Origin of the sequence: Streptococcus sp. FSL W8-0197, assembly GCF_037963785.1 — a bacterium.
Lineage (GTDB): Bacteria > Bacillota > Bacilli > Lactobacillales > Streptococcaceae > Streptococcus > Streptococcus oralis_CQ.
This window is the reverse complement of record NZ_CP150168.1, coordinates 1,673,275-1,698,646: the sequence shown is the minus strand read 5'-3', so window position 1 is coordinate 1,698,646 and position 25,372 is coordinate 1,673,275. Positions and strand designations below refer to the sequence as shown.

24 protein-coding genes and 1 riboswitch are annotated in these 25,372 nt (G+C 43.7%); of the genes, 19 read left to right on the top strand and 5 right to left on the bottom strand.

Going from position 1 to position 25,372, the window contains the following annotated elements:
* Nucleotides 1-43: 43 nt before the first annotated feature.
* The 13 genes from gndA (at nt 44) to tig (ending at nt 12,713) form a co-directional block, all read left to right on the top strand.
* Complete coding sequence (gndA, locus tag NYE79_RS08435; RefSeq protein WP_000158772.1) at nt 44-1,468, top strand: NADP-dependent phosphogluconate dehydrogenase; 1,425 nt, start codon at nt 44-46, stop codon at nt 1,466-1,468.
* An 11-nt stretch (nt 1,469-1,479) separates the two neighbouring features.
* Nucleotides 1,480-2,169 (top strand): response regulator transcription factor, encoded by a 690-nt coding sequence (locus NYE79_RS08430; protein WP_000518005.1) that lies wholly within the window; start codon nt 1,480-1,482, stop codon nt 2,167-2,169.
* A gap of 99 nt (nt 2,170-2,268) precedes the next feature.
* A complete protein-coding gene (gene cbpJ, locus NYE79_RS08425; protein ID WP_216728551.1) occupies nt 2,269-3,279 on the top strand; it encodes a choline-binding protein CbpJ in 1,011 nt (336 codons plus the stop codon).
* 17 nt (nt 3,280-3,296) lie between these two features.
* Nucleotides 3,297-4,316: a choline-binding protein CbpC gene (cbpC, locus tag NYE79_RS08420; protein ID WP_000771069.1), complete on the top strand. Its 1,020-nt coding sequence runs from the start codon at nt 3,297-3,299 to the stop codon at nt 4,314-4,316.
* Between the two features lie 117 nt (nt 4,317-4,433).
* Complete coding sequence (mvk, locus tag NYE79_RS08415) at nt 4,434-5,312, top strand: mevalonate kinase (protein WP_000163295.1); 879 nt, start codon at nt 4,434-4,436, stop codon at nt 5,310-5,312.
* Nucleotides 5,294-6,247 (top strand): diphosphomevalonate decarboxylase, encoded by a 954-nt coding sequence (gene mvaD, locus NYE79_RS08410; RefSeq protein ID WP_213952276.1) that lies wholly within the window; start codon nt 5,294-5,296, stop codon nt 6,245-6,247. Before mvk ends, mvaD begins: the two co-directional genes overlap by 19 nt.
* A complete protein-coding gene (locus tag NYE79_RS08405) occupies nt 6,234-7,241 on the top strand; it encodes a phosphomevalonate kinase (RefSeq protein ID WP_000562391.1) in 1,008 nt (335 codons plus the stop codon). Before mvaD ends, NYE79_RS08405 begins: the two co-directional genes overlap by 14 nt.
* Entirely contained in the window at nt 7,225-8,226 is a 1,002-nt protein-coding gene (gene fni / locus NYE79_RS08400) for a type 2 isopentenyl-diphosphate Delta-isomerase (protein ID WP_000210653.1), read from the top strand. Before NYE79_RS08405 ends, fni begins: the two co-directional genes overlap by 17 nt.
* A 119-nt stretch (nt 8,227-8,345) precedes the next feature.
* Complete coding sequence (gene liaF / locus NYE79_RS08395) at nt 8,346-9,044, top strand: cell wall-active antibiotics response protein LiaF (protein ID WP_000714481.1); 699 nt, start codon at nt 8,346-8,348, stop codon at nt 9,042-9,044.
* The gene (locus NYE79_RS08390; protein WP_216728550.1) at nt 9,041-10,036 is read left to right on the top strand and encodes a sensor histidine kinase; all 996 of its coding nucleotides are present in this window, start codon (nt 9,041-9,043) and stop codon (nt 10,034-10,036) included. The genes liaF and NYE79_RS08390 overlap by 4 nt, the downstream gene beginning before the upstream one ends.
* Nucleotides 10,037-10,049: 13 nt before the next feature.
* A complete protein-coding gene (locus NYE79_RS08385) occupies nt 10,050-10,682 on the top strand; it encodes a response regulator transcription factor (protein WP_000698404.1) in 633 nt (210 codons plus the stop codon).
* The gene (locus NYE79_RS08380) at nt 10,683-11,339 is read left to right on the top strand and encodes a DNA alkylation repair protein (RefSeq protein WP_216728549.1); all 657 of its coding nucleotides are present in this window, start codon (nt 10,683-10,685) and stop codon (nt 11,337-11,339) included. It begins immediately after the preceding gene.
* A gap of 90 nt (nt 11,340-11,429) precedes the next feature.
* Nucleotides 11,430-12,713 carry a trigger factor gene (tig, locus tag NYE79_RS08375; RefSeq protein WP_000116504.1) on the top strand — a complete coding sequence of 428 codons (1,284 nt, stop codon included), beginning with the start codon at nt 11,430-11,432 and terminating at the stop codon, nt 12,711-12,713.
* A 47-nt stretch (nt 12,714-12,760) separates the two neighbouring features.
* Here the strand turns inward: tig and NYE79_RS08370 are convergent, their stop codons facing one another.
* The 3 genes from NYE79_RS08370 to rnhC form a co-directional block, all read right to left on the bottom strand.
* Nucleotides 12,761-15,130, bottom strand: coding sequence for an ATP-dependent RecD-like DNA helicase (locus NYE79_RS08370; RefSeq protein WP_216728548.1), 2,370 nt, complete (start codon nt 15,128-15,130; stop codon nt 12,761-12,763).
* 129 nt (nt 15,131-15,259) lie between these two features.
* Nucleotides 15,260-15,874, bottom strand: coding sequence for a signal peptidase I (lepB, locus tag NYE79_RS08365; protein WP_049489777.1), 615 nt, complete (start codon nt 15,872-15,874; stop codon nt 15,260-15,262).
* A gap of 9 nt (nt 15,875-15,883) precedes the next feature.
* The gene (gene rnhC, locus NYE79_RS08360; RefSeq protein WP_125328151.1) at nt 15,884-16,759 is read right to left on the bottom strand and encodes a ribonuclease HIII; all 876 of its coding nucleotides are present in this window, start codon (nt 16,757-16,759) and stop codon (nt 15,884-15,886) included.
* A gap of 86 nt (nt 16,760-16,845) precedes the next feature.
* On the opposite strand from rnhC, the gene zapA reads away from it, so the two are divergent.
* The 6 genes from zapA (at nt 16,846) to NYE79_RS08330 (ending at nt 23,489) form a co-directional block, all read left to right on the top strand.
* Nucleotides 16,846-17,148: a cell division protein ZapA gene (zapA, locus tag NYE79_RS08355; protein ID WP_000002028.1), complete on the top strand. Its 303-nt coding sequence runs from the start codon at nt 16,846-16,848 to the stop codon at nt 17,146-17,148.
* Nucleotides 17,145-17,693, top strand: a complete 549-nt coding sequence (locus tag NYE79_RS08350; RefSeq protein ID WP_125328150.1) for a CvpA family protein — start codon at nt 17,145-17,147, stop codon at nt 17,691-17,693. The genes zapA and NYE79_RS08350 overlap by 4 nt, the downstream gene beginning before the upstream one ends.
* A 100-nt stretch (nt 17,694-17,793) precedes the next feature.
* Nucleotides 17,794-20,130: an endonuclease MutS2 gene (locus NYE79_RS08345; protein WP_125328149.1), complete on the top strand. Its 2,337-nt coding sequence runs from the start codon at nt 17,794-17,796 to the stop codon at nt 20,128-20,130.
* 168 nt (nt 20,131-20,298) lie between these two features.
* A riboswitch (glycine riboswitch) is annotated at nt 20,299-20,387 on the top strand.
* Between the two features lie 89 nt (nt 20,388-20,476).
* The gene (locus tag NYE79_RS08340) at nt 20,477-21,799 is read left to right on the top strand and encodes a sodium:alanine symporter family protein (protein ID WP_339293680.1); all 1,323 of its coding nucleotides are present in this window, start codon (nt 20,477-20,479) and stop codon (nt 21,797-21,799) included.
* A 131-nt stretch (nt 21,800-21,930) separates the two neighbouring features.
* Complete coding sequence (locus NYE79_RS08335; RefSeq protein WP_251463966.1) at nt 21,931-22,479, top strand: carboxymuconolactone decarboxylase family protein; 549 nt, start codon at nt 21,931-21,933, stop codon at nt 22,477-22,479.
* 110 nt (nt 22,480-22,589) lie between these two features.
* Nucleotides 22,590-23,489, top strand: coding sequence for a TDT family transporter (locus tag NYE79_RS08330; RefSeq protein ID WP_216728547.1), 900 nt, complete (start codon nt 22,590-22,592; stop codon nt 23,487-23,489).
* A gap of 23 nt (nt 23,490-23,512) precedes the next feature.
* Here NYE79_RS08330 and serS read toward each other — a convergent pair whose 3' ends face one another.
* On the bottom strand, nt 23,513-24,787 hold the full coding sequence (serS, locus tag NYE79_RS08325; RefSeq protein WP_339293679.1) for a serine--tRNA ligase: 1,275 nt from the start codon (nt 24,785-24,787) through the stop codon (nt 23,513-23,515).
* Between the two features lie 213 nt (nt 24,788-25,000).
* A complete protein-coding gene (locus NYE79_RS08320; protein WP_125840350.1) occupies nt 25,001-25,372 on the bottom strand; it encodes a DUF956 family protein in 372 nt (123 codons plus the stop codon).

The window sequence follows — 25,372 nt, the reverse complement described above, 5'->3', positions numbered from 1 at the left end:
TAAAAATGATAAAATAAAACATATTAAACAAGAGGAGTGTCACATGACAAAAGCTAACTTTGGTGTCGTTGGTATGGCCGTAATGGGTCGTAACCTTGCCCTAAATATCGAATCTCGTGGTTATACAGTTGCCATTTACAACCGTAGTAAAGAAAAAACAGAAGACGTAATCGCTTGCCATCCCGAAAAGAATTTTGTGCCAAGCTATGACGTGGAAAGCTTTGTAAACTCAATCGAAAAACCTCGTCGTATCATGTTGATGGTTCAAGCTGGACCTGGTACAGATGCAACTATCCAAGCTCTTCTTCCCCACCTTGACAAGGGAGATATTTTGATTGACGGAGGAAACACTTTCTACAAAGATACCATCCGTCGCAATGAAGAATTGGCAAACTCAGGCATCAACTTTATCGGTACAGGGGTTTCTGGTGGTGAAAAAGGTGCCCTTGAAGGTCCTTCTATCATGCCAGGTGGACAAAAAGAAGCCTACGAATTGGTTGCTGATGTTCTTGAAGAAATCTCAGCTAAAGCACCAGAAGATGGCAAACCATGTGTGACTTACATCGGTCCTGATGGAGCTGGTCACTATGTGAAAATGGTCCACAACGGTATCGAGTATGGTGACATGCAATTGATCGCAGAAAGCTATGACCTCATGCAACACTTGCTTGGCCTTTCTGCAGAAGACATGGCTGAAATCTTTACTGAGTGGAACAAGGGTGAATTGGACAGCTACTTGATCGAAATCACAGCTGATATCTTGAGCCGTAAAGATGATGAAGGTCAAGATGGACCAATCGTAGACTACATCCTGGATGCTGCAGGAAACAAGGGAACTGGTAAATGGACTAGTCAATCAGCTCTTGACCTTGGTGTGCCGTTGTCACTTATCACTGAGTCAGTATTTGCACGTTACATCTCTACATACAAAGAAGAGCGTGTACATGCTAGCAAGGTCCTTCCAAAACCAGCTGCCTTCAAATTTGAAGGTGACAAGGCTGAGTTGATCGAAAAAATCCGTCAAGCCCTTTACTTCTCAAAAATCATCTCATACGCACAAGGTTTCGCACAATTGCGTGTAGCTTCTAAAGAAAACAACTGGAACTTGCCGTTTGCAGATATCGCATCTATCTGGCGCGATGGCTGTATCATCCGTTCTCGTTTCTTGCAAAAGATCACAGATGCCTACAACCGCGATGCTGATCTTGCAAACCTTCTCTTGGATGAGTACTTCTTGGATGTTACTGCTAAGTACCAACAAGCAGTTCGTGATATCGTAGCTCTTGCTGTTCAAGCTGGCGTACCAGTGCCAACCTTCTCAGCAGCTATTACTTACTTTGATAGCTACCGTTCAGCTGACCTTCCAGCTAACTTGATCCAAGCACAACGTGACTACTTTGGTGCCCACACTTACCAACGTAAAGACAAAGAAGGAACCTTCCACTACTCTTGGTATGACGAAAAATAAGTAGGTCTGCCATGGGGAAACGGATTTTATTACTTGAGAAAGAACGAAATCTCGCTCATTTTCTCAGTCTGGAACTCCAAAAAGAGCAATACCGTGTTGATCTGGTCGAGGAGGGGCAAAAAGCCCTCTCCATGGCTCTCCAGACAGATTATGACTTGATTTTACTGAATGCTCGTCTGGGGGATATGACGGCCCAGGATTTTGCAGAGAGGCTGAGTCGGACAAAACCTGCCTCAGTGATCATGGTCTTGGACCATCGCGAAGAATTGCAAGACCAGATTGAGACAATCCAGCGCTTCGCCGTTTCTTACATCTATAAGCCAGTGATTATTGATCAGCTGGTGGCTCGTATTTCAGCGATTTTCCGAGGTCGGGACTTTATCGACCAACATTGTAGTCAGATGAAGGTCCCAACGTCTTACCGCAATTTGCGTATGGATGTAGAACATCATACCGTTTATCGTGGCGAGGAGATGATTGCTCTGACGCGCCGTGAGTATGACCTTTTGGCCACTCTCATGGGAAGCAAGAAGGTCTTGACTCGTGAGCAGTTGTTGGAAAGTGTTTGGAAGTACGAAAGTGCGACAGAAACCAATATCGTGGATGTTTATATCCGTTATCTACGTAGCAAGCTTGATGTAAAAGGTCAAAAAAGCTACATTAAAACCGTGCGTGGTGTTGGTTACACCATGCAAGAATAGAAAAGCAGTTGCAGTTGTGTAACTGCTTTTTTTGAGAAGTTTCTATATATTGACATACAATAAAGTCTTTGCTACAATCAGTTATGGAGGAAAGATCTAATGAAGAAATTTAAAATAATGATGCAAGTTGGACTCGCAGTCTTTTTCTTTGCTTTGCTAGCTACAAGCACCGTCTTTGCGGATGATGCTGATTCGGAAGGCTGGCAATTTGTCCAAGAAAATGGTAGAACCTACTACAAGAAGGGGAACCTCAAAGAAACCTACTGGCGAGTGATTGATGGAAAATACTATTATTTTGATCCTTTATCTGGAGAGATGGTTGTCGGCTGGCAATATATTCCAATGCCAGTTAAAGGATATACAATTGGTCCTTACCCAAATGGTATCAGATTAGAAGGTTCCCCAATGCCAGAATGGTACTACTTTGACAAAAATGGAGTGCTACAAGAGTTTGTTGGTTGGAAAGCATTAGAGGTTAAAACTAAAGACAGTGTTGGAAGAAAGTATGGGGAAAAACGTACAAACCCAGAAGATAAAGAAGAGAAGAGTTTTTACACGAACTATTACTTTAATCAAGATCATTCTTTAGAGACAGGTTGGCTTTATGACCAGTCTAATTGGTATTATTTAGCTAAAACGGAAATTAATGGAGAAAACTATATTGGTGGTGAAAGACGTGCAGGTTGGATAAACGATGATTCAACTTGGTATTATCTCGATGCAACAACTGGCATTATGCAAACTGGTTGGAAGCAAATTGGCAATAAGTGGTACTACCTCCGTTCATCAGGAGCTATGACAACTGGCTGGTATCAGGAAGGCTCAACTTGGTACTATTTAGATGCTGAAAATGGCGATATGAAAACAGGCTGGCAATATCTTGGTAACAAGTGGTACTACCTTCGTTCATCAGGAGCCATGGCAACTGGTTGGGTGAAAGATGGTTCAACTTGGTACTACCTAAATGCAAGTAATGGAGATATGAAGACAGGTTGGACAAAAGTAAATGGAAACTGGTATTATCTCAATTCCTCTGGAGCAATGGTTACAGGTAGCCAAACTATCGATGGTAAAGTTTATAACTTTGCTTCATCTGGTGAGTGGATTTAATGTTGGAGGATATACAAATGAAGCTTTTGAAAAAAATGATGCAAGTCGCACTAGCAACATTTTTCTTTGGTTTGCTAGCGACAAATACTGTATCTGCAGATACCACGGGTGGACAGTTTGTTGATAAGGATAATAGAAAATATTATATAAAAGATGATCATAAAGCAATCTATTGGCATAAAATAGACGGTAAAACTTACTATTTTGGTGATAGAGGAGAGATGGTTGTCGGTTGGCAATACGTAGAAATTCATGGAACAGGTTATCGTGATAATTTATTTAATAATCGTCCAGTCTTAGAAATTGGCCTTCAACAGAAGTGGTACTATTTTGGACAAGATGGTGCTTTGCTAGAACAAACAGATAAACAAGTACTAGAGGCAAAAACGTCTGAAAATACAGGAAAAGTATACGGTGAACAATATACTCCATCTGCTGAAAAGAGAACTTATTATTTTGATAATAATTATGCTGTAAAGACAGGCTGGACTTATGAAGACGGCAATTGGTATTATTTAAATAAGTTAGGAATTTCTGGCGATGATTCTTACAATCCACTACCAATTGGTGAAGTTGCTAAGGGTTGGACTCAAGATTTCCATGTTACTTTTGGCATTGATAGAAGCAAACCTGCTCCATGGTACTACTTAGATCCAACAACTGGCATCATGCAAACTGGTTGGCAGCAACTTGGCAATAAGTGGTACTACCTTCGTTCATCAGGAGCAATGGCGACTGGCTGGTATCAGGTAGGCTCATCTTGGTATTATCTAGATGCTCAAAATGGTGATATGAAGACAGGTTGGGCTTATGTTGGTAACAAGTGGTACTATCTCCGTTCATCAGGAACTATGGCAACCGGCTGGCTTCAAGACGGCTCAACTTGGTACTACCTCAATGCAAGTAATGGAGATATGAAGACAGGTTGGTTCCAAGTCAATGGCAAATGGTACTATGCTTATAGCTCAGGTGCTTTAGCAGTGAATACCACTGTAGATGGCTACTACGTCAACTATAATGGCGAATGGGTTCAATAATGAAAGAGGCGATTGTGAAGGAAACAATCGCTTTTTTTGTGAAAATATAATAAAATAGATAGGAGAAAATACTACTGTATGAAATGAGACGGTCTTTTCGTCTGGTTAAAGGAAAACATGACAAAAAAAGTTGGTGTCGGTCAGGCACATAGTAAGATTATTTTAATAGGAGAGCACGCTGTTGTATACGGCTATCCTGCCATTTCCTTGCCTCTCATAGAGGTGGAGGTGACCTGTAAGGTGGTCCCTGCTGAAAGTCCATGGCGTCTTTATGAGGAGGATACCTTGTCCATGGCGGTTTATGCCTCGCTGGAGTATTTGGATATCAAAGAAGCCTGCATTCGATGTGTGATTGACTCGGCTATCCCTGAAAAACGGGGGATGGGTTCGTCAGCGGCTATCAGCATAGCGGCCATTCGTGCGGTATTTGACTACTACCAAGCCGACCTGCCTCACGATGTGCTAGAAATCTTGGTCAATCGGGCTGAGATGATTGCCCATATGAATCCAAGCGGTTTGGATGCCAAGACCTGTCTCAGTGACCAACCCATTCGCTTTATCAAGAACCTTGGATTTACAGAGCTTGAGATGAATCTATCTGCCTATTTGGTGATTGCTGATACAGGTGTGTATGGCCACACTCGTGAAGCCATCCAAGTGGTTCAAAGTATGGGGAAGGATGCCCTACCGTTTTTGCATGCCTTGGGAGAATTGACCCAGCAGGCAGAAGATGCGATTAGACGAAAAGATGCTGAAAGACTGGGACAAATCCTCAGTCAAGCGCATCTACATTTAAAAGAAATTGGTGTCAGCAGCCCTGAGGCAGACTCCCTCGTTGAAACGGCTCTGAGCGACGGTGCTCTGGGTGCCAAGATGAGTGGTGGTGGCCTAGGAGGTTGTATCATTGCCTTGGTAGCCAATCTGGATCAAGCACAAGAACTAGCAAAACGATTAGAAGAGAAAGGAGCTGTTCAGACATGGATCGAAAGCCTGTAACAGTACGTTCCTACGCAAATATTGCCATTATCAAATACTGGGGAAAGAAAAAAGAGAAAGAGATGGTTCCTGCTACTAGCAGTATCTCTCTGACTTTGGAAAATATGTATACAGAGACGACCTTGTCGCCTCTACCAGCCCATGCGACGGCGGATGCCTTTTATATCAATGGTCAGCTCCAAAATGAGGCGGAGCATGCCAAGATGAGCAAGATTATCGACCGCTACCGTCCAGAAGGTGAGGGTTTTGTCCGTATCGATACCCAAAACAACATGCCGACCGCGGCGGGTCTGTCTTCCAGTTCCAGTGGTTTGTCCGCCTTGGTCAAGGCTTGCAATGCTTATTTTCAGCTTGGTTTGAATCGGAGTCAGTTGGCACAGGAGGCTAAGTTTGCTTCAGGTTCATCCTCTCGCAGTTTTTATGGACCACTCGGTGCTTGGGACAAGGATAGTGGGGAAATCTACCCTGTAGAGACAGACTTGAAACTAGCTATGATTATGTTGGTGCTGGAGGACAAGAAAAAACCAATTTCTAGCCGTGATGGGATGAAACTCTGTGTGGAAACCTCGACGACCTTTGGTGATTGGGTTCGCCAGTCTGAGAAGGATTATCAGGATATGCTGGTTTATCTCAAAGAGAATGATTTTGCTAAGGTTGGGGAATTAACGGAGAAAAATGCCCTAGCCATGCACGCTACGACCAAGACTGCTAGTCCAGCCTTTTCTTATCTAACGGATGCTTCCTATGAAGCCATGGACTTTGTTCGCCAGCTTCGTGAGCAAGGTGAAGCCTGTTACTTTACCATGGATGCCGGTCCCAATGTCAAGGTCCTCTGTCAGGAGAAAGACTTGGAGCATCTATCTGAAATATTTGGTCAACGTTACCGCCTGATTGTGTCAAAAACAAAGGATTTGAGCCAAGATGATTGCTGTTAAAACTTGCGGGAAACTCTATTGGGCAGGTGAGTATGCTATTTTAGAGCCAGGGCAGTTAGCCTTGATAAAGGCCATCCCCATCTATATGAAGGCTGAGATTGCTTTTTCTGAGAACTATCGTATCTACTCAGATATGTTTGATTTCGCAGTGGACTTGACGCCAAATCCTGACTACAGCTTGATTCAAGAAACGATTGCTCTAGTGGAAGATTTCCTCGTTTATCGTGGGCAAACCTTGAGACCTTTTTCTTTGGAAATTCGTGGAAAAATGGAACGGGAAGGCAAAAAGTTTGGTCTAGGTTCTAGTGGTAGCGTCGTTGTCTTGGTGATTAAGGCCCTACTGCCTCTATATGATATTACGGTTGATTCGGAACTCTTATTCAAGCTGGCAAGCGCGGTCTTGCTCAAGCGAGGCGACAATGGTTCTATGGGAGACCTTGCCTGTATTGTGGCAGAAGATTTGGTTCTCTACCAGTCTTTTGATCGAAAGAAGATAGCTGCGTGGTTGGAAGAAGAAAGCTTGGCGACGGTTTTGGAGCGTGACTGGGGCTTTTCTATCTCACACGTACAACCAACCCTAGAATGTGATTTCCTAGTGGGATGGACCAAGGAAGTAGCTGTGTCTAGTGACATGGTTCAGCAAATCAAGCAAAACATCAATCAGAATTTTTTAACTTCTTCAAAAGCAACGGTGGCTGCTTTGGTAGAAGCCTTGGAGCAAGGGCATGCAGAAAAAATTATCGAGCAGCTGGAAACAGCCAGTCAGCTTTTAGAAGGCTTGAGTCTAGATATATACACACCTTCGCTGAGACAGTTGAAAGAAGCCAGTCAAGATTTGCAGGCTGTTGCCAAGAGTAGTGGCGCTGGTGGTGGTGACTGTGGTGTTGCCTTGAGTTTTGATGAGCAATCAACTGAAACCTTAAAAAACCGTTGGGCCAATCTGGGGATTGAGCTCTTATACCAAGAAAGGATAGGACATGACGACAAATCGTAAGGACGAGCATATCCGCTATGCCCTTGAGCAGAAAAGTTCCTATAATAGCTTTGATGAGGTGGAGTTGATTCATTCTTCCCTGCCTCTTTATGACCTAGATGAGATTGATTTGTCTACAGAGTTTGCAGGTCGAAAGTGGGATTTTCCTTTTTATATCAATGCCATGACGGGTGGAAGCGAAAAAGGTAAAGAAATCAATCAAAAACTGGCTCAGGTGGCAGAAGCCTGTGGGATTTTATTTGTGACAGGTTCTTATAGTGTAGCCCTCAAAGATCCAACAGATGACTCTTTTTCTGTCAAATCTAGCCATCCAAATCTCCTCCTTGGAACCAATATTGGATTGGACAAGCCTGTTGAGTTAGGTCTTCAGACTGTAGAAGCGATGAATCCTCTTCTCCTCCAAGTGCATGTCAATGTCATGCAGGAATTACTCATGCCCGAGGGAGAAAGAAAGTTTCGAAGCTGGCAATCGCATCTGGCAGATTATAGCAAGCGGATCCCTGTTCCTATTATTCTAAAGGAAGTGGGCTTTGGGATGGATGTGAAGACCATCGAGAGAGCCTATGAACTGGGTGTTCGAACGGTTGACTTGTCGGGTCGTGGTGGTACTAGCTTTGCTTACATTGAAAACCGTCGCAGTGGCCAACGTGATTACCTCAATCAATGGGGCCAGTCTACTATGCAAGCCCTTCTCAATGCCCAAGACTGGAAAGACAAGGTCGAACTCTTGGTCAGTGGAGGCGTTCGGAATCCGCTGGATATGATTAAGTGCTTGGTTTTTGGTGCCAAGGCTGTAGGACTGTCACGTACCGTTCTAGAGTTGATTGAAACCTACTCCGTCGAAGAGGTGATTGGTATTGTCCAAGGCTGGAAAGAAGACCTGTGCTTGATCATGTGTGCCCTTAATTGTGCAACCATAGCAGATCTGCAAAACGTAGACTACATTCTTTATGGTAAACTAAAAGAAGCAAAAGATCAGATGTAGAGAGGTCGGGACAAGAATCCCGCCCTTTTTTGTCTCTCTTTGTCAACGCCTTTTTTTCCATCCTCAGACCGAGGTGACTTTTTTGAATTGTGATAAAATAGAAGGGAGAGGATGCATCTATGAAAAAATTTCAAATCTTTTTATTTATCGAAGCCTGTCTATTGACGGGAGCTCTGATTTTGATGGTATCAGAGCATTTTTCGCGTTTTCTGCTGATTCTATTCCTCTTTTTGCTCTTGCTTCGTTATTATACAGGTAAAGAAGGCAACAACGTTTTCCTCCTTGTGGCGACTATTCTTTTCTTTTTTATCATCATGCTCAATCCCTTTGTGATTTTAGCCATCTTTGTGGCAGTTATCTATAGTCTCTTTCTTCTCTATCCGATGATGAATCAAGAAAGAGAGGAGACGGACTTGGTATTTGAAGAGGTGGTGACGGTAAAAAATGAACGCAATCCTTGGTTTGGCAATCTCCATCATTTTTCTAGCCACCAGACCTGCCAATTTGATGATATCAACCTCTTTCGCCTCATGGGCAAGGACACCATTCATTTGGAAAGAGTTATCCTAACCAATCATGACAATGTCATTATCCTTAGAAAAATGGTCGGAACGACTAGGATTATCGTACCTGTTGATGTGGAAATTAGCCTCAGTGTCAACTGCCTCTATGGAGATTTAACATTCCTTCATCAACCTAAGAAATCCCTCCGCAATGAACACTATCATCAGGAAACCAGAGACTATCTCAAGAGTAACAAGAGCGTCAAGATTTTCCTAACTACTATGGTTGGCGATGTGGAGGTGGTCAGAGGATGAAAAAGCAATCGTATCTGTTAATCGGCCTGACTTCTTTCCTCTTTATCCTCTTTTTGACTAATAGTTTACTTGATATTTTTGAACTGGATTGGTCCTATTTGCTACAGGATATCGAGAAAACAGAAAAGTTAATCTTCTTAGTCTTGGTCTTTAGCCTTTCCATGACCTTCTTTTTTGTCCTCTTTTGGCGCGTGATAGAAGAAATCTCTCGCAGAAAAATGCAAGTCAATCTCAAGCGACTGCTAGCAGGAAAAGAGGTGGTTGCCTTTGCAGATCCAGACTTGGATGCCAGTTTTAAGTCCTTGTCTGGCAAGCTCAACCTCTTGACAGAGGCTGTTCAAAAGGCTGAAAATCAAAGCCTGGTCAAGGAAGAAGCAATCATCGAGAAAGAAAGGAAGCGGATAGCACGTGACCTTCACGATACAGTTAGTCAGGAGTTGTTTGCGGCCCATATGATTTTATCAGGTGTCAGTCAGCAGGCTTTGAAGCTGGATAGAGAAAAGATGCAGACCCAGTTGCAAAGTGTCGCGGCCATCCTAGAGACAGCCCAAAAGGATTTGCGGGTCTTGCTCCTACATTTGCGACCTGTTGAGTTGGAAGAGAAGAGTTTGATTGAGGGGATTCAAATCCTCTTAAAAGAGCTTGAGGACAAGAGTGATCTCAAGGTTAGTCTCAAGCAGAATGTGTCTAAATTGCCCAAGAAGATTGAAGAACATATCTTCCGTATTTTGCAGGAGTTGATCAGCAATACCCTCCGCCATGCCCAGGCATCTTGCCTAGATGTCTACCTCTATCAGACAGATGTTGAAGTGCAGCTGAAGGTGGTGGACAATGGGATTGGTTTCCAGTTAGGGAGCTTAGACGACTTGAGTTATGGACTGCGAAATATCAAGGAGCGAGTCGAAGATATGGCAGGAACGGTTCAACTCTTGACAGCACCTAAGCAAGGACTGGCGGTTGATATCCGTATTCCCCTGCTAGATAAGGAATGATAAAGGAGTAGAGATGAAAATTTTACTGGTAGATGACCATGAAATGGTTCGATTGGGCTTGAAAAGCTATTTTGATCTCCAAGACGATGTGGAAGTTGTGGGCGAGGCTGCCAATGGGGCTCAAGGTATTGACTTGGCCTTGGAACTGCGTCCAGATGTCATTGTCATGGATATCGTCATGCCTGAGATGAATGGGATTGATGCAACCTTGGCCATCCTCAAAGAATGGCCTGAAGCCAAGATTTTGATTGTAACTTCTTACTTGGACAATGAAAAAATCATGCCAGTCTTGAATGCGGGTGCCAAAGGTTATATGCTCAAGACTTCTAGTGCAGACGAACTGCTCCATGCAGTTCGTAAGGTTGCTGCTGGAGAGCTGGCTATTGAACAAGAGGTCAGCAAGAAGGTCGAATACCACCGTAATCATATGGAGCTTCATGAGGAGCTGACTGCGCGTGAGCGAGACGTACTTCAACTCATCGCCAAGGGCTACGAAAATCAGCGGATTGCAGATGAACTCTTTATCTCTCTCAAGACGGTCAAGACCCATGTGTCCAATATCCTTGCCAAACTTGAGGTCAGCGATCGCACCCAGGCAGCGGTCTATGCCTTCCAGCACCACTTGGTCGGGCAGGAGGACTTTTAGATGAGTCTTGCAGATTTACTTGAGGATCTAGAAGCAGCAAAAGACCCTGAAAAAGCAGGGCCTATGGAAGCCTATATGCGCCATCAATTTCCCTTTTTAGGTATTGCAGGTCCTGAAAGAAATGCACTCTATAAAAAATACTTTCCAAGCGTGAAAAAAACAAAGATGATTGATTGGGATTTTGTAGATATCTGCTGGGAAAAGGAGCCAAGAGAATACCAGTATGTGGCTGCCAACTATTTGAAAGCCGTGCAGTCTTATCTAACGAAGGACGATTTGCCTAAACTTGAGCGTCTGGTCGTGACCAAGTCCTGGTGGGACACGGTAGATATCCTAGATCGAGTAGTAGGAAGTTTGGTAGCCGACCATCCGGAACTTGAAGAAGTGATTTTAAAATGGAGCCTATCAGATAATATCTGGCTGAGACGAGTCGCTATTGACCACCAGTTGTTAAGAAAAGAGAAAACAAATGTCCAACTGATGGAAAAGATTCTGCTCAACAATCTGGACCAGACAGAATTTTTCATCAACAAAGCCATCGGCTGGGCTCTAAGAGACTACTCTAAAACCAATCCCGAATGGGTAGCACGTTTTATTGAAAAAAATAAGAAGAGAATGTCTGAACTTAGTATCAAGGAAGCGAGCAAGTACCTCTAGCACTATTGAAAAGCGCATTCATTACTTGAAAAAAGTCGCTATTATATGGTATAATGGACTGTATTAAAAATTTTAAGGAGAAATGACAGAATGTCTGTATCATTTGAAAACAAAGAAACAAACCGTGGTGTCTTGACTTTCACAATCTCTCAAGACCAAATCAAACCAGAATTGGACCGTGTATTTAACTCAGTAAAGAAAACTCTTAACGTTCCAGGTTTCCGTAAAGGTCACCTTCCACGTCCTATCTTCGACCAAAAATTTGGTGAAGAAGCTCTTTATCAAGATGCAATGAACGCACTTTTGCCAAACGCTTATGAAGCTGCAGTAAAAGAAGCTGGTCTTGAAGTCGTTGCGCAACCAAAAATTGACGTAACTTCAATGGAAAAAGGTCAAGACTGGGTTATCACTGCTGAAGTCGTGACAAAACCTGAAGTAAAATTGGGTGACTACAAAAACCTTGAAGTATCAGTTGATGTAGAAAAAGAAGTAACTGACGCTGACGTTGAAGAACGTATCGAACGCGAACGCAACAACTTGGCTGAATTGGTTATCAAAGAAGGCGCTGCTGAAAATGGCGACACTGTTGTCATCGACTTCGTTGGTTCTATCGACGGTGTTGAATTTGACGGTGGAAAAGGTGAAAACTTCTCACTTGGACTTGGATCAGGTCAATTCATTCCTGGTTTTGAAGACCAATTGGTTGGACACTCAGCTGGTGAAACTGTTGATGTTATCGTAACATTCCCAGAAGACTACCAAGCAGAAGACCTTGCAGGTAAAGAAGCTAAATTCGTAACAACTATTCACGAAGTAAAAGCAAAAGAAGTTCCAGCTCTTGACGATGAACTTGCAAAAGATATCGACGAAGAAGTGGAAACTCTTGACGAATTGAAAGAAAAATACCGCAAAGAATTGACTGCTGCGAAAGAAGAAGCATACAAAGATGCCGTTGAAGGTGCAGCAATTGATAAAGCTGTAGAAAACGCTGAAATCGTAGAACTTCCAGAAGAAATGATCCACGAAGAAGTTCACCGTTCAGTAAATGAATTCCTTGGAAACTTGCAACGCCAAGGTATCAACCCTGACATGTACTTCCAAATCACTGGAACTACTCAAGAAGACCTTCACAAACAATACGAAGCAGAAGCTGAGTCACGTACGAAGACTAACCTTGTCATCGAAGCAGTTGCCAAAGCTGAAGGATTTGATGCTTCAGAAGAAGAAATCCAAAAAGAAATTGAGCAATTGGCAGCAGACTACAACATGGAAGTTGCACAAGTACAAAACTTGCTTTCAGCTGATATGTTGAAACACGATATCACTATCAAAAAAGCTGTTGAATTGATTACAAGCACTGCAACAGTTAAATAATCTTAAAAGAGAAAAAGCCCACCTGACTAGGTGGGTTTTCTGTTGCACTATTTTCCAAAAATCTCTTTGAGGTCTGCATCTGTAATCCCAATCATGGCTGGGATGCTAGACCAGTTTTCTTCGGTGAGGATGTAGGATTGTTCAGAGTCACTTGGTGTGGCAGTTTCAGAGAAGGCTTGTTTGCTTTCTTCAATATTATTTTCAATTAAATCACTGAAACGCTCAATCAGATAGGTCTTGCGGGCAGTCCCGATATGCTTAACTGCATAGTCAAAGGCCTGTAATTCACCTAGTAAGATAAGTTTGCTTTTGGCGCGTGTAATGGCTGTGTAGATGAGATTTCGCTCCAGCATGCGCTTGCTAGCACTAGTGATGGGCAGGATGACAACAGGAAACTCACTTCCCTGCGACTTATGAATACTCATGGCATAGGCCAGTCGAATCTTGTACCATTCGTTTCGAGGATAGATGACCTCATTGCCATCGAAATCAATGACAATCTCATCTTGTTTGGACTCAGTGTATTTTCCAGGAATCAGGTCTGTGATGTAGCCTAGATCTCCGTTAAAGACATTAACTTCAGCGTCGTTGACTAGGTGAATGACCTTGTCCCCTGTTCGATAGTGACACTGAGTTGCTTCAAAGCTAACTTGCCCCTTTTGCTGAGGATTGAGCAGGTCTTGCATAAGTTGGTTGATGGCGTCAATACCAGCAGTTCCTCGATACATGGGTGCTAGCACCTGAATATCGCGAGCCGGAATGCCACTTCTGAGGGCAGCGCCAAGAATTTTCTCAATGGTAGCTGGGATATGGCCACTAGCGATTTCAAAGTAGGAGCGGTCTGCCTTTTTCTGGGTAAAGTCAGCTGGCAAGATGCCTTGTCGAATCTGACTCGCCAAGGTAACGATAGTTGATTCTTCGCTTTGACGGTAAATCCGTTCCAAGCGAGTCTGCGGAATCAGGGGTATCTGGAGCAGGTCTGCCAGGACTTGTCCGGGACTAACAGAAGGCAATTGGTCGCTATCCCCCACGATGAGAATTTTACTGTTTGAGGAGATGTTGGAGAAGAGCTGGTTGGCTAGCCAAGTATCCACCATGGAAAACTCATCTACAATGATAAAGTCGGCATCCAGATAATCTTCCAGATGGCTGGTATCATCGTCCCCCGTCATTCCCAAATGGCGGTGTATAGTAGCACTTGGCAATCCTGTCAATTCATTCATGCGCCGAGCCGCTCGACCAGTTGGAGCTGCTAGAAGGATAGGCAGACTGCTTTTTTTCCTGAGGTCAAGTCCTTCTAAAAGTGCATAAACAGCAATAATCCCATTGATAACAGTCGTCTTACCAGTACCGGGTCCACCTGTCAGGATAAAAACCTTGTTCTGGATAGCGTCACAGATAGCCTGCTTTTGAATGTCATCGTACTGGATACCCAGCTCTTCCTCAACACTAGCGATATGCTTGTGAATGGTTTCTAGATCTTGGCTCTTCTGTTTTTCTTTTTCAAGGATACGAACCAAGTGACTGCGAATTCCTTCTTCGGCGAAAAAGAGGCTGTTATCAAAGATTTTAGTGTCAATCTGTTGAACCTTGTCTTCTTCAATCAAATGAGATAATTCCTGAGCGACTTGGCTGGGGTCCAGTTCCACAGGACGAGAAGACTCGAGGAGAGTCAGGGTCTGTTCCAGCAAATCTCTGGCTTCCATATAGGTATCACCCGTATCCATACATCCCTGAAAGAGACTGTGGACAAGGCCAGCACGGAAGCGCTCGGGAGCTTGGCTTTCGATACCTAGTTCGGCAGCCAATTGGTCTGCAATGGTAAAACCCAATCCTTTGATATCTTCAACCAGTTGGTAGGGATAGTTTTCGACAATATCCAGCGTTTCTTCCTTGTAAAAGTCTTGAATCTGAAAGGCCAGTTTATTGGGAATGCCGTAGTTAGCTAGTTTTGCCAAGACCATTTCTGTCCCATAGTTGAGACGGAGGGTGGAAACAAAAGCCTCACGGTTTTTGGCAGAGAGTCCAGCAATACTTTCCAGCTTTTCAGGATGTTCCAGAATTTCGTCAATGGTATTTTCACCATAGCTATCAACGATTTTTTGGGCCGTTTTGAGACCAATCCCCTTAAAATGACTACTAGAAAAGTACTTGACTAGACCCTTACTAGTGGGTTTTGCTCGCTCATAACGACTGATTTGTAGCTGTTCACCATACTTGGAGTGCTGAACGATTTGCCCCCAAAAAGTGTAGTCTTCGCCCTCAATCACATCAGCCATGGTTCCTGTAACGATGATTTCAAAATCGTCAAAGTCCTCCGCATTGGTATCTTCGATATCTAAGAGGAGGATGCGATAGAAATTACTGACATTTTCAAAAATAATGCGTTCAATGGTGCCTGAAAAATAAACTTCCATAGGTTTCCTTTACATGAGTTCGTGAGAGTTGTACCCTTAGCTTCTTTCAACAAGCTAGGAGACTAAAAGGTCTTCTTCTCGCAATAGAAAAAGAGGCTGAGACTTAGCATTCTCGGCCTCTTCCTTATCTTAAAAAGTTCCGATACGGTTAAGTGGCCAGAAACGGAATTTTGCTTCGCCTTTGATATCGCTGGCCTTGAAGGTACCAACGTGGCGGCTGTCGCTAGAGACTAGACGATCGTCACCAAGGAGAAGGTATTCGCCTTGAGGGACAGTAAAGCTGAAGCTGGTGTTGGAATTGACATCGACTGTAAAGGCCTGTGCCTTTTGAGCAAGTTCTCTAAAGTAAACTCCCTTATTGCCTTCAAATCCTTTTCCAGTATAGGTGTTTTGCAACTTTTCTGTTTTGAACAAGTTGAGGTATTCAGCTAGGTAGGGTTCATCCGTTTCCTCACCGTTGATAAAGAGTTTGTCATTTTCATAGCGGATGGTATCTCCTGGCATTCCAATAACGCGCTTGACGATATCTTTATTTCCGTCTTCCTCATGCGCAACCACGATATCGAAGCGGTCAATTGGGAGGTGTTTAACAACGAAGAGAACTTCTCCGTCAGCTAGGGTAGGGTCCATCGAGTGTCCTTCCACACGGACATTGCTCCAAAGGAAAATGCGGCTAAGGCCTACCAGTGCGATAATCAGGAAGATAACTCCCCATTCTTTTATAAATGATTTTAAATAGTTCATGGTTTACCTCTATAGAAGTTTTTTTGCTCTTTCAGTATTTTTAAAATGCAGTTTGGCGCAGAAATGAAGTCCCTTCATACCATAGGCTTGAAGGATTTTGCTGGCAACCTTATCAGATGCAGTTCCAGCGCCGCTAGGTAGTTGATAGCCCAGTTCTCGTCCCAGATTTTCTAAGTTTTCGAGGAAGAGATCCCGCGCGATGATGGAGCTAACCGCAACAGCCAGGTATTTGCCCTCGGCTTTTTCTTCCAAAGTGATCTTATTTGGAAAACGGTTGGCTTCTTGAGCCAAGTACTTGTCATAGTTTTTAGGACTTGTAAAAGCATCAATCACGATTTTCTCTGGCTGGACTCCTTTTTGAAGCAGGAGAAAGATAGCCTGGTTGTGAAGGGCAACTTTTACAGAAACAGCATTGTAACGCTCTCCGATAACTTCGTTGTACTTGCTCGGTGAAAGGAGGAGCGCTTGGTGCTGGATTTTTTCCTTGAGAATAGGGGCAATCTGACGAATCTTTTGGTCTGTCAGAGTCTTGGAATCCCCCACCCCGAGTTCTCGTAAGAAGTCATGCTGGTCAGGTGTCACGAAGGAAGCCACGACAGCCAGTCCACCAAAGTAGGAACCATTTCCCACCTCATCGGTCCCAATCATAGGGAAATCTTGTCCACTGTTTTCTTGTCGAACTTGGTAGCCAAAGAAATTGGCGTAGTGCTCAGCAGCTTCGCCCTGCAGGAGGACTTTTCCAGAAGTATAGATGGAAACTGTTGCTTGAGGCAGTCTCAAAAAATAGCGAATATAAGGATTTTTACTAGGACTGAGAGCCTTCTGATACTGACTTAAAAAGCTCTGAATTTCCTGTTCACTTGGTGTGAGTGTGATACTTGCCATAGTCTCTATTGTACCACAAAAGCAGGAGAATTGGTAAAAACTGACAAAGTTAGCGAAATTTGGTATAATATCGTGAGGTGAATTTTATGGCAAATCTAAATCGATATAAGTTTACATTCGGGAAAAAGACATTAACCTTAACAACCGAGCATGACAACCTCTTTATGGAGGAAATTGCCAAGGTTGCGACTGAAAAATACCAAGCAATTAAAGAACAAATGCCTGGGGCGGATGATGAGACCATTGCTCTTCTTTTGGCGGTCAACTGTCTGTCTACACAGCTCAACCGTGAAATTGAATTTGATGACAAGGAGCAAGAGTTGTTAGAACTCCGTCACAAGTTGATTGCTGTCAAACAAGAACAGAGCAAGATTGAGGACTCCCTATGATTTCAATCCTACTCTTATTGGTTCTGGCTTGGGGCTTTTACATCGGCTACCGTAGAGGTTTGGTCCTGCAAGTTTATTATTTCCTCGTGGCAGTGATTTCAGCCTTTGTTGCGGGACAGTTTTATAAATCACTGGGCGATCATTTCCACTTACTTGTCCCTTATGCCAATCCTCAGGAAGGACAGGGCACCTTTTTCTTCCCTTCAGACCAGCTGTTTCAGCTAGACAAGGTCTTTTATGCGGGCCTAGCCTACCTTTTAGTTTTCGGAATTTGTTATAGTATCGGACGTTTTATCGGTTTGTTCCTGCACTTGATTCCAACTAAAAAGCTCGATGTCAAATGGTTGCGTATCGGATCAGGCCTTTTGTCTCTATTGGTAACCTTATTTGTCTTGCAAATGGCTCTGACCATCCTTGCAACGGTGCCTCTGGCAATCATTCAAAATTCACTCGAAAAAAGTATAGTAGCCAAACATATCATCCAAAGTGTCCCTTTTACGACAAACCTTATCAAACAACTCTGGGTGACAAATTTAATCGGATAAAAAGGGCGGGATTTTTCCTAGCCCTTTGTTTACAGATTGGACGACTAGGTCAAAACACCTAGTTGCTATAATCTTGTAAACCAGCATACAAGGAAAAAATATGAATACAAAAATACTAGAAACCTTAGAATTTAATAAAATCAAAGCCTTGTTTGAACCGCATCTCTTGACAGAACAAGGCTTAGAGGAGCTAAAAGGCTTGGCTCCAACTGCTAAGGTGGATAAGATCAAACAAGCCTTTACAGAGATGGAGGAAATGCAAGCCCTTTTTGTGGAGCAACCCCACTTTACCATCCTAGCGACACGTGAGATTTCAGCTGTCTGCAAGCGTCTGGAGATGGGAGCGGACCTCAATATTGAGGAGTTCCTGCTCCTCAAACGGGTCTTACTGGCTAGCAGAGAGTTGCAAGGTTTTTATGACAATCTTGAAAATGTACGCTTGGAGCAGTTGGCGAGATGGTTTGAAAAACTACATGATTTTCCACACTTGCAAGGGAGTCTTCAAGCTCTAAATGATGCAGGATTTATCGAAAATTTCGCCAGTGAAGAGCTAGCACGCATCCGTCGGAAAATCCATGATAGCGAGAGTCAAGTTCGAGATGTCTTGCAAGGCTTACTCAAGCAAAAAGCGCAGATGTTGACGGAAGGCATAATCGCTAGCCGAAATGGCCGTCAAGTCTTACCAGTCAAGAACACCTATCGTAACAAGATTGCAGGTGTTGTCCACGACATCTCTGCTAGTGGAAACACGGTCTATATCGAGCCACGTGAGGTGGTCAAGCTGAGCGAAGAAATCGCTAGTCTGCGAGCAGACGAACGCTATGAGATGATTCGTATCCTGCAGGAGCTCTCAGAACGGGTCCGCCCTCATGCTGCAGAGATTGCTAATGACGCTTGGATCATCGGCCATCTGGATCTGATTCGTGCCAAGGTACGTTTCATCCAAGAAAGACAAGCAGTCGTTCCTCAACTTTCAGAGAACCAAGAGATTCAGCTTCTTCATGTTCGCCATCCTTTGGTCAAAAATGCTGTCGCGAACGATATACACTTTGGTAAGGAATTAACGGCTATTGTCATTACAGGTCCCAATACTGGTGGGAAGACCATCATGCTCAAAACCCTGGGCTTGACTCAACTCATGGCCCAGTCAGGCTTGCCCATTTTAGCTGATAAAGGAAGCCGTGTTGGTATTTTCGAAGAAATCTTCGCAGATATCGGGGATGAGCAGTCTATCGAACAAAGCTTGTCTACTTTCTCCAGCCACATGACCAATATCGTAGATATTCTTGGCAAGGTCAACCAACATTCACTCTTACTCTTGGATGAGTTGGGGGCTGGTACAGATCCTCAAGAGGGAGCCGCCCTTGCTATGGCTATTCTGGAGGATCTTCGTCTACGTCAGGTCAAGACCATGGCGACTACCCACTATCCAGAACTCAAGGCTTATGGTATCGAGACAGCTTTTGTGCAAAATGCCAGCATGGAGTTTGATACAGCCAGCTTGCGTCCGACCTATCGCTTTATGCAGGGAGTTCCTGGCCGAAGCAATGCCTTTGAAATTGCCAAACGTCTAGGACTGTCAGATGTCATCGTAGGAGATGCCAGCCAGCAGGTTGATCAAGATAATGATGTTAATCGCATCATTGAACAATTAGAAGAGCAAACGCTTGAAAGCCGTAAACGCTTGGACAATATCCGTGAGGTGGAGCAAGAAAACCTCAAGATGAACCGAGCACTCAAAAAACTCTATAACGAACTCAATCGTGAAAAGGAAACTGAGCTCAACAAGGCGCGTGAACAGGCTGCCGAGATTGTGGAACTTGCTCTAAGTGAAAGTGACCAGATTCTCAAGAACCTTCACAGTAAGTCTCAACTCAAACCCCATGAAATCATTGAAGCCAAGGCTAAACTGAAAAAACTGGCTCCTGAAAAAGTCGACTTGTCTAAAAACAAGGTCCTTCAAAAGGCCAAGAAAAAACGAGCTCCAAAGGTGGGAGATGACATTGTGGTCCTCAGTTATGGTCAACGTGGAACCTTGACCAATCAGCTTAAGGACGGCCGTTGGGAAGCCCAAGTTGGCTTGATCAAGATGACCTTGGAGGAGAAAGAATTTGACCTTGTTCAGGCCCAACAAGAAGCCCCAGTCAAGAAAAAACAAGTCAATGTCGTCAAACGTGCTTCTGGTCGTGGTCCGCAAGCCAGACTGGATCTCCGAGGCAAACGGTACGAAGAGGCCATGAATGAGCTGGACGCCTTTATCGACCAAGCCCTGCTCAATAACATGGCGCAAGTCGATATCATCCATGGTATCGGAACAGGTGTCATCCGTGAAGGAGTCACCAAATATCTACAAAGAAACAAACATGTTAAGACTTTCGGCTATGCTCCACAGAATGCTGGCGGTAGTGGTGCCACCATTGTAACCTTTAAAGGATAGAGAGAAGAAGGATTCGCTCTTTCTGAAAAAAGAAATGAAAGGTCAAAAATTTTCATAGAATATATTGACAAAGACTAACTTTTCTTGTAGAATAATAAAAAATAAAATACCAACACCGAATGAAGTTTAATAGAAGTGGAGAAAGGTTTGTTTTCCATGACTGTAAATGGACGGAACTCTGGAGAGACCGTAAAGGCACCGAAGGGGCAAGGCAGGTAACTGCTCAAACTCTCAGGTAAAAGGACAGAGCTAGGATAGACCGCTTTTTGGCATTTATCTAAGCATTCCAGAGTACATGTATCTTGCATGTGCTCTTTCTTTTGGGGTTGAAAGATAGGAGAAGGATATGTTAGAATTGCTAAAAGCGCTTGATGCTTTCGTTTGGGGGACTCCCCTCTTGATCTTATTGGTCGGAACGGGTATCTATTTGACTATCCGACTAGGACTTTTGCAGGTGGCTCGTCTCCCAAAGGCCTTTCAGTTGATCTTTATCAAGGACAAGGGACATGGCGATGTGTCGAGCTTTGCTGCTCTCTGTACGGCTCTAGCAGCCACCGTTGGTACGGGAAATATCATCGGGGTCGCAACAGCCATTAAGGTTGGAGGACCAGGAGCCCTCTTTTGGATGTGGATGGCAGCCTTCTTTGGGATGGCGACCAAGTATGCTGAAGGCTTGCTAGCCATAAAATATCGCACAAAGGATGCAAATGGAGCTGTAGCTGGAGGACCCATGCATTACATCCTTTTGGGGATGGGAGAAAAGTGGCGTCCACTTGCTATCTTCTTTGCACTAGCGGGTGTATTGGTAGCCCTTCTAGGGATTGGTACCTTTACCCAAGTCAATTCGATTACAGAATCCATTCAAAATACAGCCCAAGTTGATCCAGCTATCACGGCTCTTATTTTATCCATTTTTGTAGGGATTGCCGTCTTTGGTGGCCTCAAATCCATTTCAAAAGTTTCGACAGCAGTGGTTCCTTTTATGGCTATTGTCTATATTCTGGGAACTCTTACAGTTATTCTCTTTAATATCGAGAAAATCCCTGCTACATTTGCCCTCATCTTTACTTCAGCCTTTAGTCCAGCTGCTGCGGTAGGTGGTTTTGCAGGTGCCAGCATTCGGATGGCTATCCAAAATGGTGTGGCGCGAGGAGTCTTTTCTAACGAATCTGGTCTTGGTTCAGCTCCCATTGCAGCGGCTGCAGCTAAGACTAATGAGCCTGTCGAGCAAGGCTTGATTTCCATGACAGGAACCTTTATTGATACTTTGATTATCTGTACTCTGACAGGTTTAACCATCTTGGTAACTGGTGTTTGGAGTGGTGATTTGAATGGAGTTGCCTTGACTCAGTCAGCCTTTTCAACAGTTTTTTCACACTTTGGACCTGCCCTCTTGACCATCTTCCTTGTACTCTTTGCCTTTACGACGATTCTAGGTTGGAACTATTACGGAGAACGCTGTTTTGAGTTTCTCTTTGGTGTCCGCTTTATCTGGCTTTACCGTGTAGTCTTTGTAGTCATGGTCTTGTTGGGAGGATTTATCGAGTTGGATATGGTTTGGATTATCGCAGACATCGTCAATGCCTTGATGGCTTTACCAAACTTGATTGCCCTCTTAGTCTTGTCTCCAGTCGTTATTACTGAGACTAAAAAGTATTTTAAACACTAATCCAATCACACTTTTAGTGTGATTTTTTTCATTTCATAAACATTTCCTATCATGGCAATTGAAAATATATATTATCCAAGGGGAAAATTCTATGATAGACTAAATGACAATAAAATGAAAAGAGGTTTCTTATGACAACATTTCCCATCCACACAGTAGAATCAGCACCAGCAGAAGTAAAAGAAGTTCTTGAAACAGTACAAAAAGATAACAATGGCTATATTCCCAACCTAATCGGTCTCTTGGCCAACGCTCCTACCGCGCTTGAAGCCTACCGAACTGTCGGAGCCATCAACCGTCGCAACAGCCTGACACCAGTGGAACGCGAAGTAGTGCAAATCACAGCTGCCGTAACCAATGGTTGTGCTTTCTGCGTCGCAGGTCACACAGCCTTTTCAATCAAACAAATCCAGATGAATGATGATCTTCTCCAAGCTCTCCGCAACCGCACTCCGATTGAAACAGATCCTAAATTGGACACCCTAGCTAAGTTTACCTTGGCGGTCATCAATACCAAAGGGCGTGTAGGAGATGAAGCCTTGGCTGAATTTTTGGAAGCTGGCTACACGCAACAAAATGCCTTGGATGTGATTCTGGGTGTTAGTCTTGCTAGCCTTTGTAACTATGCAAACAACCTAGCCAATACGCCTATTAACCCAGAATTACAACCTTATGCATAATTCATATCTGAGCAAAAAATGAAGTCTGAAATGAACAGACTTCGTTTTTTAAGTCCTCATTTAAGCGCTTTTATGCTATACTAATAATAACATGATTATTGGAGGCTCGGATGAAAAAGCTCCCCTTAGTATTCTCTGGCTGTTTATTAGGTTTAGCAGGTGCAGGAAATCTGATTGCAGATACTTTGCCTGTTCTGTCGCATTTATTGAGTCTGACTGGTCTAGTGTTGTGGATTTTCTTTCTTGTTGTTCATCTTTTTAATTGGGAAGAAACCAAGCAAGAATTGACCAGACCCCCTCTTTTATCTGGGATGGCCACCTTTCCCATGGCTGGGATGATTTTATCGACCTATGTCTTTCGCGTATTCCCTGCTCTTCCTATAGTAGCACAAGGGATCTGGTGGTTTTCCTTTCTCTTGGATTTGACTTTGATTGCTACTTTTACAATCAAATTTGCCTGTCCAGGTAGGAGGGTCAATGCGACTCCAAGCTGGACGGTACTCTATGTGGGGATAGCAGTAGCAGCCTTGACCTATCCTCTTGTCGGAATCATTGAAATTGCCTATGCGACCTTGAGTTTTGGTTTTGTCTTGACCTTCTACCTCTATCCCCTTATTTATAGCGATTTAAAGAAATATCCACTTCCACTAGCCTTGCTTGGACAGGAAGGAATCTACTGTGCTCCCTTTTCCCTACTCTTAGCTTCTCTAGTTCGAGTTGGAGGAGCAGGCCTACCGACTTGGCTCTTGATTGTCATGATTTTGGCATCTCAGTCCTTCTTTTTCTTTGTGTTGACTCGCCTGCCCAATATTTTAAAACAAGGCTTTCAACCAGCCTTCTCAGCCCTCACCTTCCCAACCATTATCACAGCTACTTCGCTCAAGATGGCTCAGGGGATCTTGAAACTTCCATTTCTGGATTATCTGGTATTGGCTGAAACCGTTATTTGCCTCACTATTTTATTCTTTGTCTTGGTTGGTTATCTGATTTGGTTACGAAAAAAGGTCTAGCTAGAAATAGCTAGGCCTTATTTTTATGGTTTGATAACTTCAGCGCCACCCATGTATGGACGAAGAGCTTCTGGAATGGTTACAGAACCATCTTCATTTTGGTAGTTTTCAAGAATAGCAGCAACCGTACGTCCAACTGCAAGTCCAGAACCGTTCAAGGTATGAAGGAGTTTCACCTTGCCATCGGCTTCATCACGGTAACGGATTTGGGCACGACGGGCTTGGAAATCTTCTGTATTTGAACAGCTTGAGATTTCACGGTAGGTATTTTGTGCTGGAATCCAAACTTCCAAGTCGTAAGTCTTAGCAGCTGAGAAGCCCATGTCCCCAGTAGAGAGGGCAACGACACGGTATGGAAGGTTGAGTTTTTGAAGAATATTTTCAGCGTTGGCTGTCATCTTTTCCAATTCTTCGTAAGATTCTTCTGGTTTGGCAAATTTGACCATTTCAACCTTGTGGAATTGGTGCAGACGAATCAAGCCACGTGTATCACGACCAGCTGAACCAGCCTCAGAACGGAAAGATGGACTCATAGCGGTAAAGTAGATTGGTAGGTCTTTACCGTCAAGAATTTCATCACGGTAGTAGTTTGTTAGAGGAACTTCAGCTGTAGGAATGAGGACATAATTAGTGTCTTTCAATTCAAAAGTATCTTCCTTGAATTTTGGATATTGACCAGTACCAAACATTGAGTCATGGTTAACCATGTAAGGCGTGATAACTTCCGTATAGCCCTCTTTACCATGCTCATCCAACATGAAGTTGTAGATAGCACGTTCCAAACGAGCACCGAGTCCTTTATAGAAGAGGAAGCGAGCTCCTGTTACCTTACCACCGCGTTCCCAGTCAAGGATACCCAAGTCTTCACCAAGATCCCAGTGAGCTTTTGGCTCGAAGTCAAACTCGCGTGGAGTCCCCCAACGGCGGACTTCCACATTGTCATCTTCGTCAGCCCCAACAGGAACGCTGTCAGCAGGGATGTTTGGAAGAGTAGTGGTAAATTCTGTTAATTTAGCATCGATGTCCGCCAATTCAGCATCCAAGGCTTTGACTTCAGCAGATAGGGTTTGCATCGCAGCAATCTTGTCATCGGCATTTTCCTTGTTGCGCTTGGCTTGGGCAATCTCAGCAGAAACTGTGTTACGTTCTGCTTTGAGCGTTTCAACCTTGAGCAAGATGTCACGACGTTTAGCATCGATTTCTTTCATCTCATTTAAGATAGCAGCATCTACACCACGTGTAGCTAATTTTTCAGCGACAGCATCAAAGTCTGTGCGAATACGTTTAATATCTAACATAAGAACTCCTTTATGAAAAAAGCACACCTGACAAAGTGTTGGAGTGGCAGAGCCACGGTTCCATCCAACTTCACAGGTGTGCACTTGATTGTATATGTAATTGTGAACAACGGTAGAATTTCACCTATCCCTCCTATCTGCTCGCAGCACCCGCAGACTTTCTGAAAGAAGAGGATAACCTACTTATCCGTTGCTATGATTATACTAAAGTTTCTACTTTTTTGCAAATAGATTTTTGAATTTTTGACCAATGGTCTGGAGTAGAGTCGGAAGTTTCACGACCTTGTCGTTTCCTAATTTTTCCCGAGCGATTTTGAGGATAGCACCAGAGTCTTTGGAAGCAAAGAGGAATTTTCCTTGATCAGTGAAGACTTCAAAGTGGCGGCTGATCTTGCGACCACTTACGTTGGCTCCGATTTGCTGAATGCTGGACCAGGGGATTTGGATATATTGTTCGACATTGACATCAGGATAAAACTCTAAGGCTTGATCCCCGACTAGAAATTTTCCAACCTTTCCAGAGATAGAGAGGTAAGATGTCCCAGTGGTTTGGAGGTCAATGACTTGATTGAGTGATTGGGCCAT

Bases quoted from the DNA above. Each gene is read 5' to 3' on its own strand.
- gndA (WP_000158772.1), top strand. From the start codon at position 44: ATGACAAAAGCTAACTTTGGTGTCGTTGGTATGGCCGTAATGGGTCGT.
- NYE79_RS08430 (WP_000518005.1), top strand. From the start codon at position 1,480: ATGGGGAAACGGATTTTATTACTTGAGAAAGAACGAAATCTCGCTCAT.
- cbpJ (WP_216728551.1), top strand. From the start codon at position 2,269: ATGAAGAAATTTAAAATAATGATGCAAGTTGGACTCGCAGTCTTTTTC.
- cbpC (WP_000771069.1), top strand. From the start codon at position 3,297: ATGAAGCTTTTGAAAAAAATGATGCAAGTCGCACTAGCAACATTTTTC.
- mvk (WP_000163295.1), top strand. From the start codon at position 4,434: ATGACAAAAAAAGTTGGTGTCGGTCAGGCACATAGTAAGATTATTTTA.
- mvaD (WP_213952276.1), top strand. From the start codon at position 5,294: ATGGATCGAAAGCCTGTAACAGTACGTTCCTACGCAAATATTGCCATT.
- NYE79_RS08405 (WP_000562391.1), top strand. From the start codon at position 6,234: ATGATTGCTGTTAAAACTTGCGGGAAACTCTATTGGGCAGGTGAGTAT.
- fni (WP_000210653.1), top strand. From the start codon at position 7,225: ATGACGACAAATCGTAAGGACGAGCATATCCGCTATGCCCTTGAGCAG.
- liaF (WP_000714481.1), top strand. From the start codon at position 8,346: ATGAAAAAATTTCAAATCTTTTTATTTATCGAAGCCTGTCTATTGACG.
- NYE79_RS08390 (WP_216728550.1), top strand. From the start codon at position 9,041: ATGAAAAAGCAATCGTATCTGTTAATCGGCCTGACTTCTTTCCTCTTT.
- NYE79_RS08385 (WP_000698404.1), top strand. From the start codon at position 10,050: ATGAAAATTTTACTGGTAGATGACCATGAAATGGTTCGATTGGGCTTG.
- NYE79_RS08380 (WP_216728549.1), top strand. From the start codon at position 10,683: ATGAGTCTTGCAGATTTACTTGAGGATCTAGAAGCAGCAAAAGACCCT.
- tig (WP_000116504.1), top strand. From the start codon at position 11,430: ATGTCTGTATCATTTGAAAACAAAGAAACAAACCGTGGTGTCTTGACT.
- NYE79_RS08370 (WP_216728548.1), bottom strand. From the start codon at position 15,130: ATGGAAGTTTATTTTTCAGGCACCATTGAACGCATTATTTTTGAAAAT.
- lepB (WP_049489777.1), bottom strand. From the start codon at position 15,874: ATGAACTATTTAAAATCATTTATAAAAGAATGGGGAGTTATCTTCCTG.
- rnhC (WP_125328151.1), bottom strand. From the start codon at position 16,759: ATGGCAAGTATCACACTCACACCAAGTGAACAGGAAATTCAGAGCTTT.
- zapA (WP_000002028.1), top strand. From the start codon at position 16,846: ATGGCAAATCTAAATCGATATAAGTTTACATTCGGGAAAAAGACATTA.
- NYE79_RS08350 (WP_125328150.1), top strand. From the start codon at position 17,145: ATGATTTCAATCCTACTCTTATTGGTTCTGGCTTGGGGCTTTTACATC.
- NYE79_RS08345 (WP_125328149.1), top strand. From the start codon at position 17,794: ATGAATACAAAAATACTAGAAACCTTAGAATTTAATAAAATCAAAGCC.
- NYE79_RS08340 (WP_339293680.1), top strand. From the start codon at position 20,477: ATGTTAGAATTGCTAAAAGCGCTTGATGCTTTCGTTTGGGGGACTCCC.
- NYE79_RS08335 (WP_251463966.1), top strand. From the start codon at position 21,931: ATGACAACATTTCCCATCCACACAGTAGAATCAGCACCAGCAGAAGTA.
- NYE79_RS08330 (WP_216728547.1), top strand. From the start codon at position 22,590: ATGAAAAAGCTCCCCTTAGTATTCTCTGGCTGTTTATTAGGTTTAGCA.
- serS (WP_339293679.1), bottom strand. From the start codon at position 24,787: ATGTTAGATATTAAACGTATTCGCACAGACTTTGATGCTGTCGCTGAA.
- NYE79_RS08320 (WP_125840350.1), bottom strand. From the start codon at position 25,372: ATGGCCCAATCACTCAATCAAGTCATTGACCTCCAAACCACTGGGACA.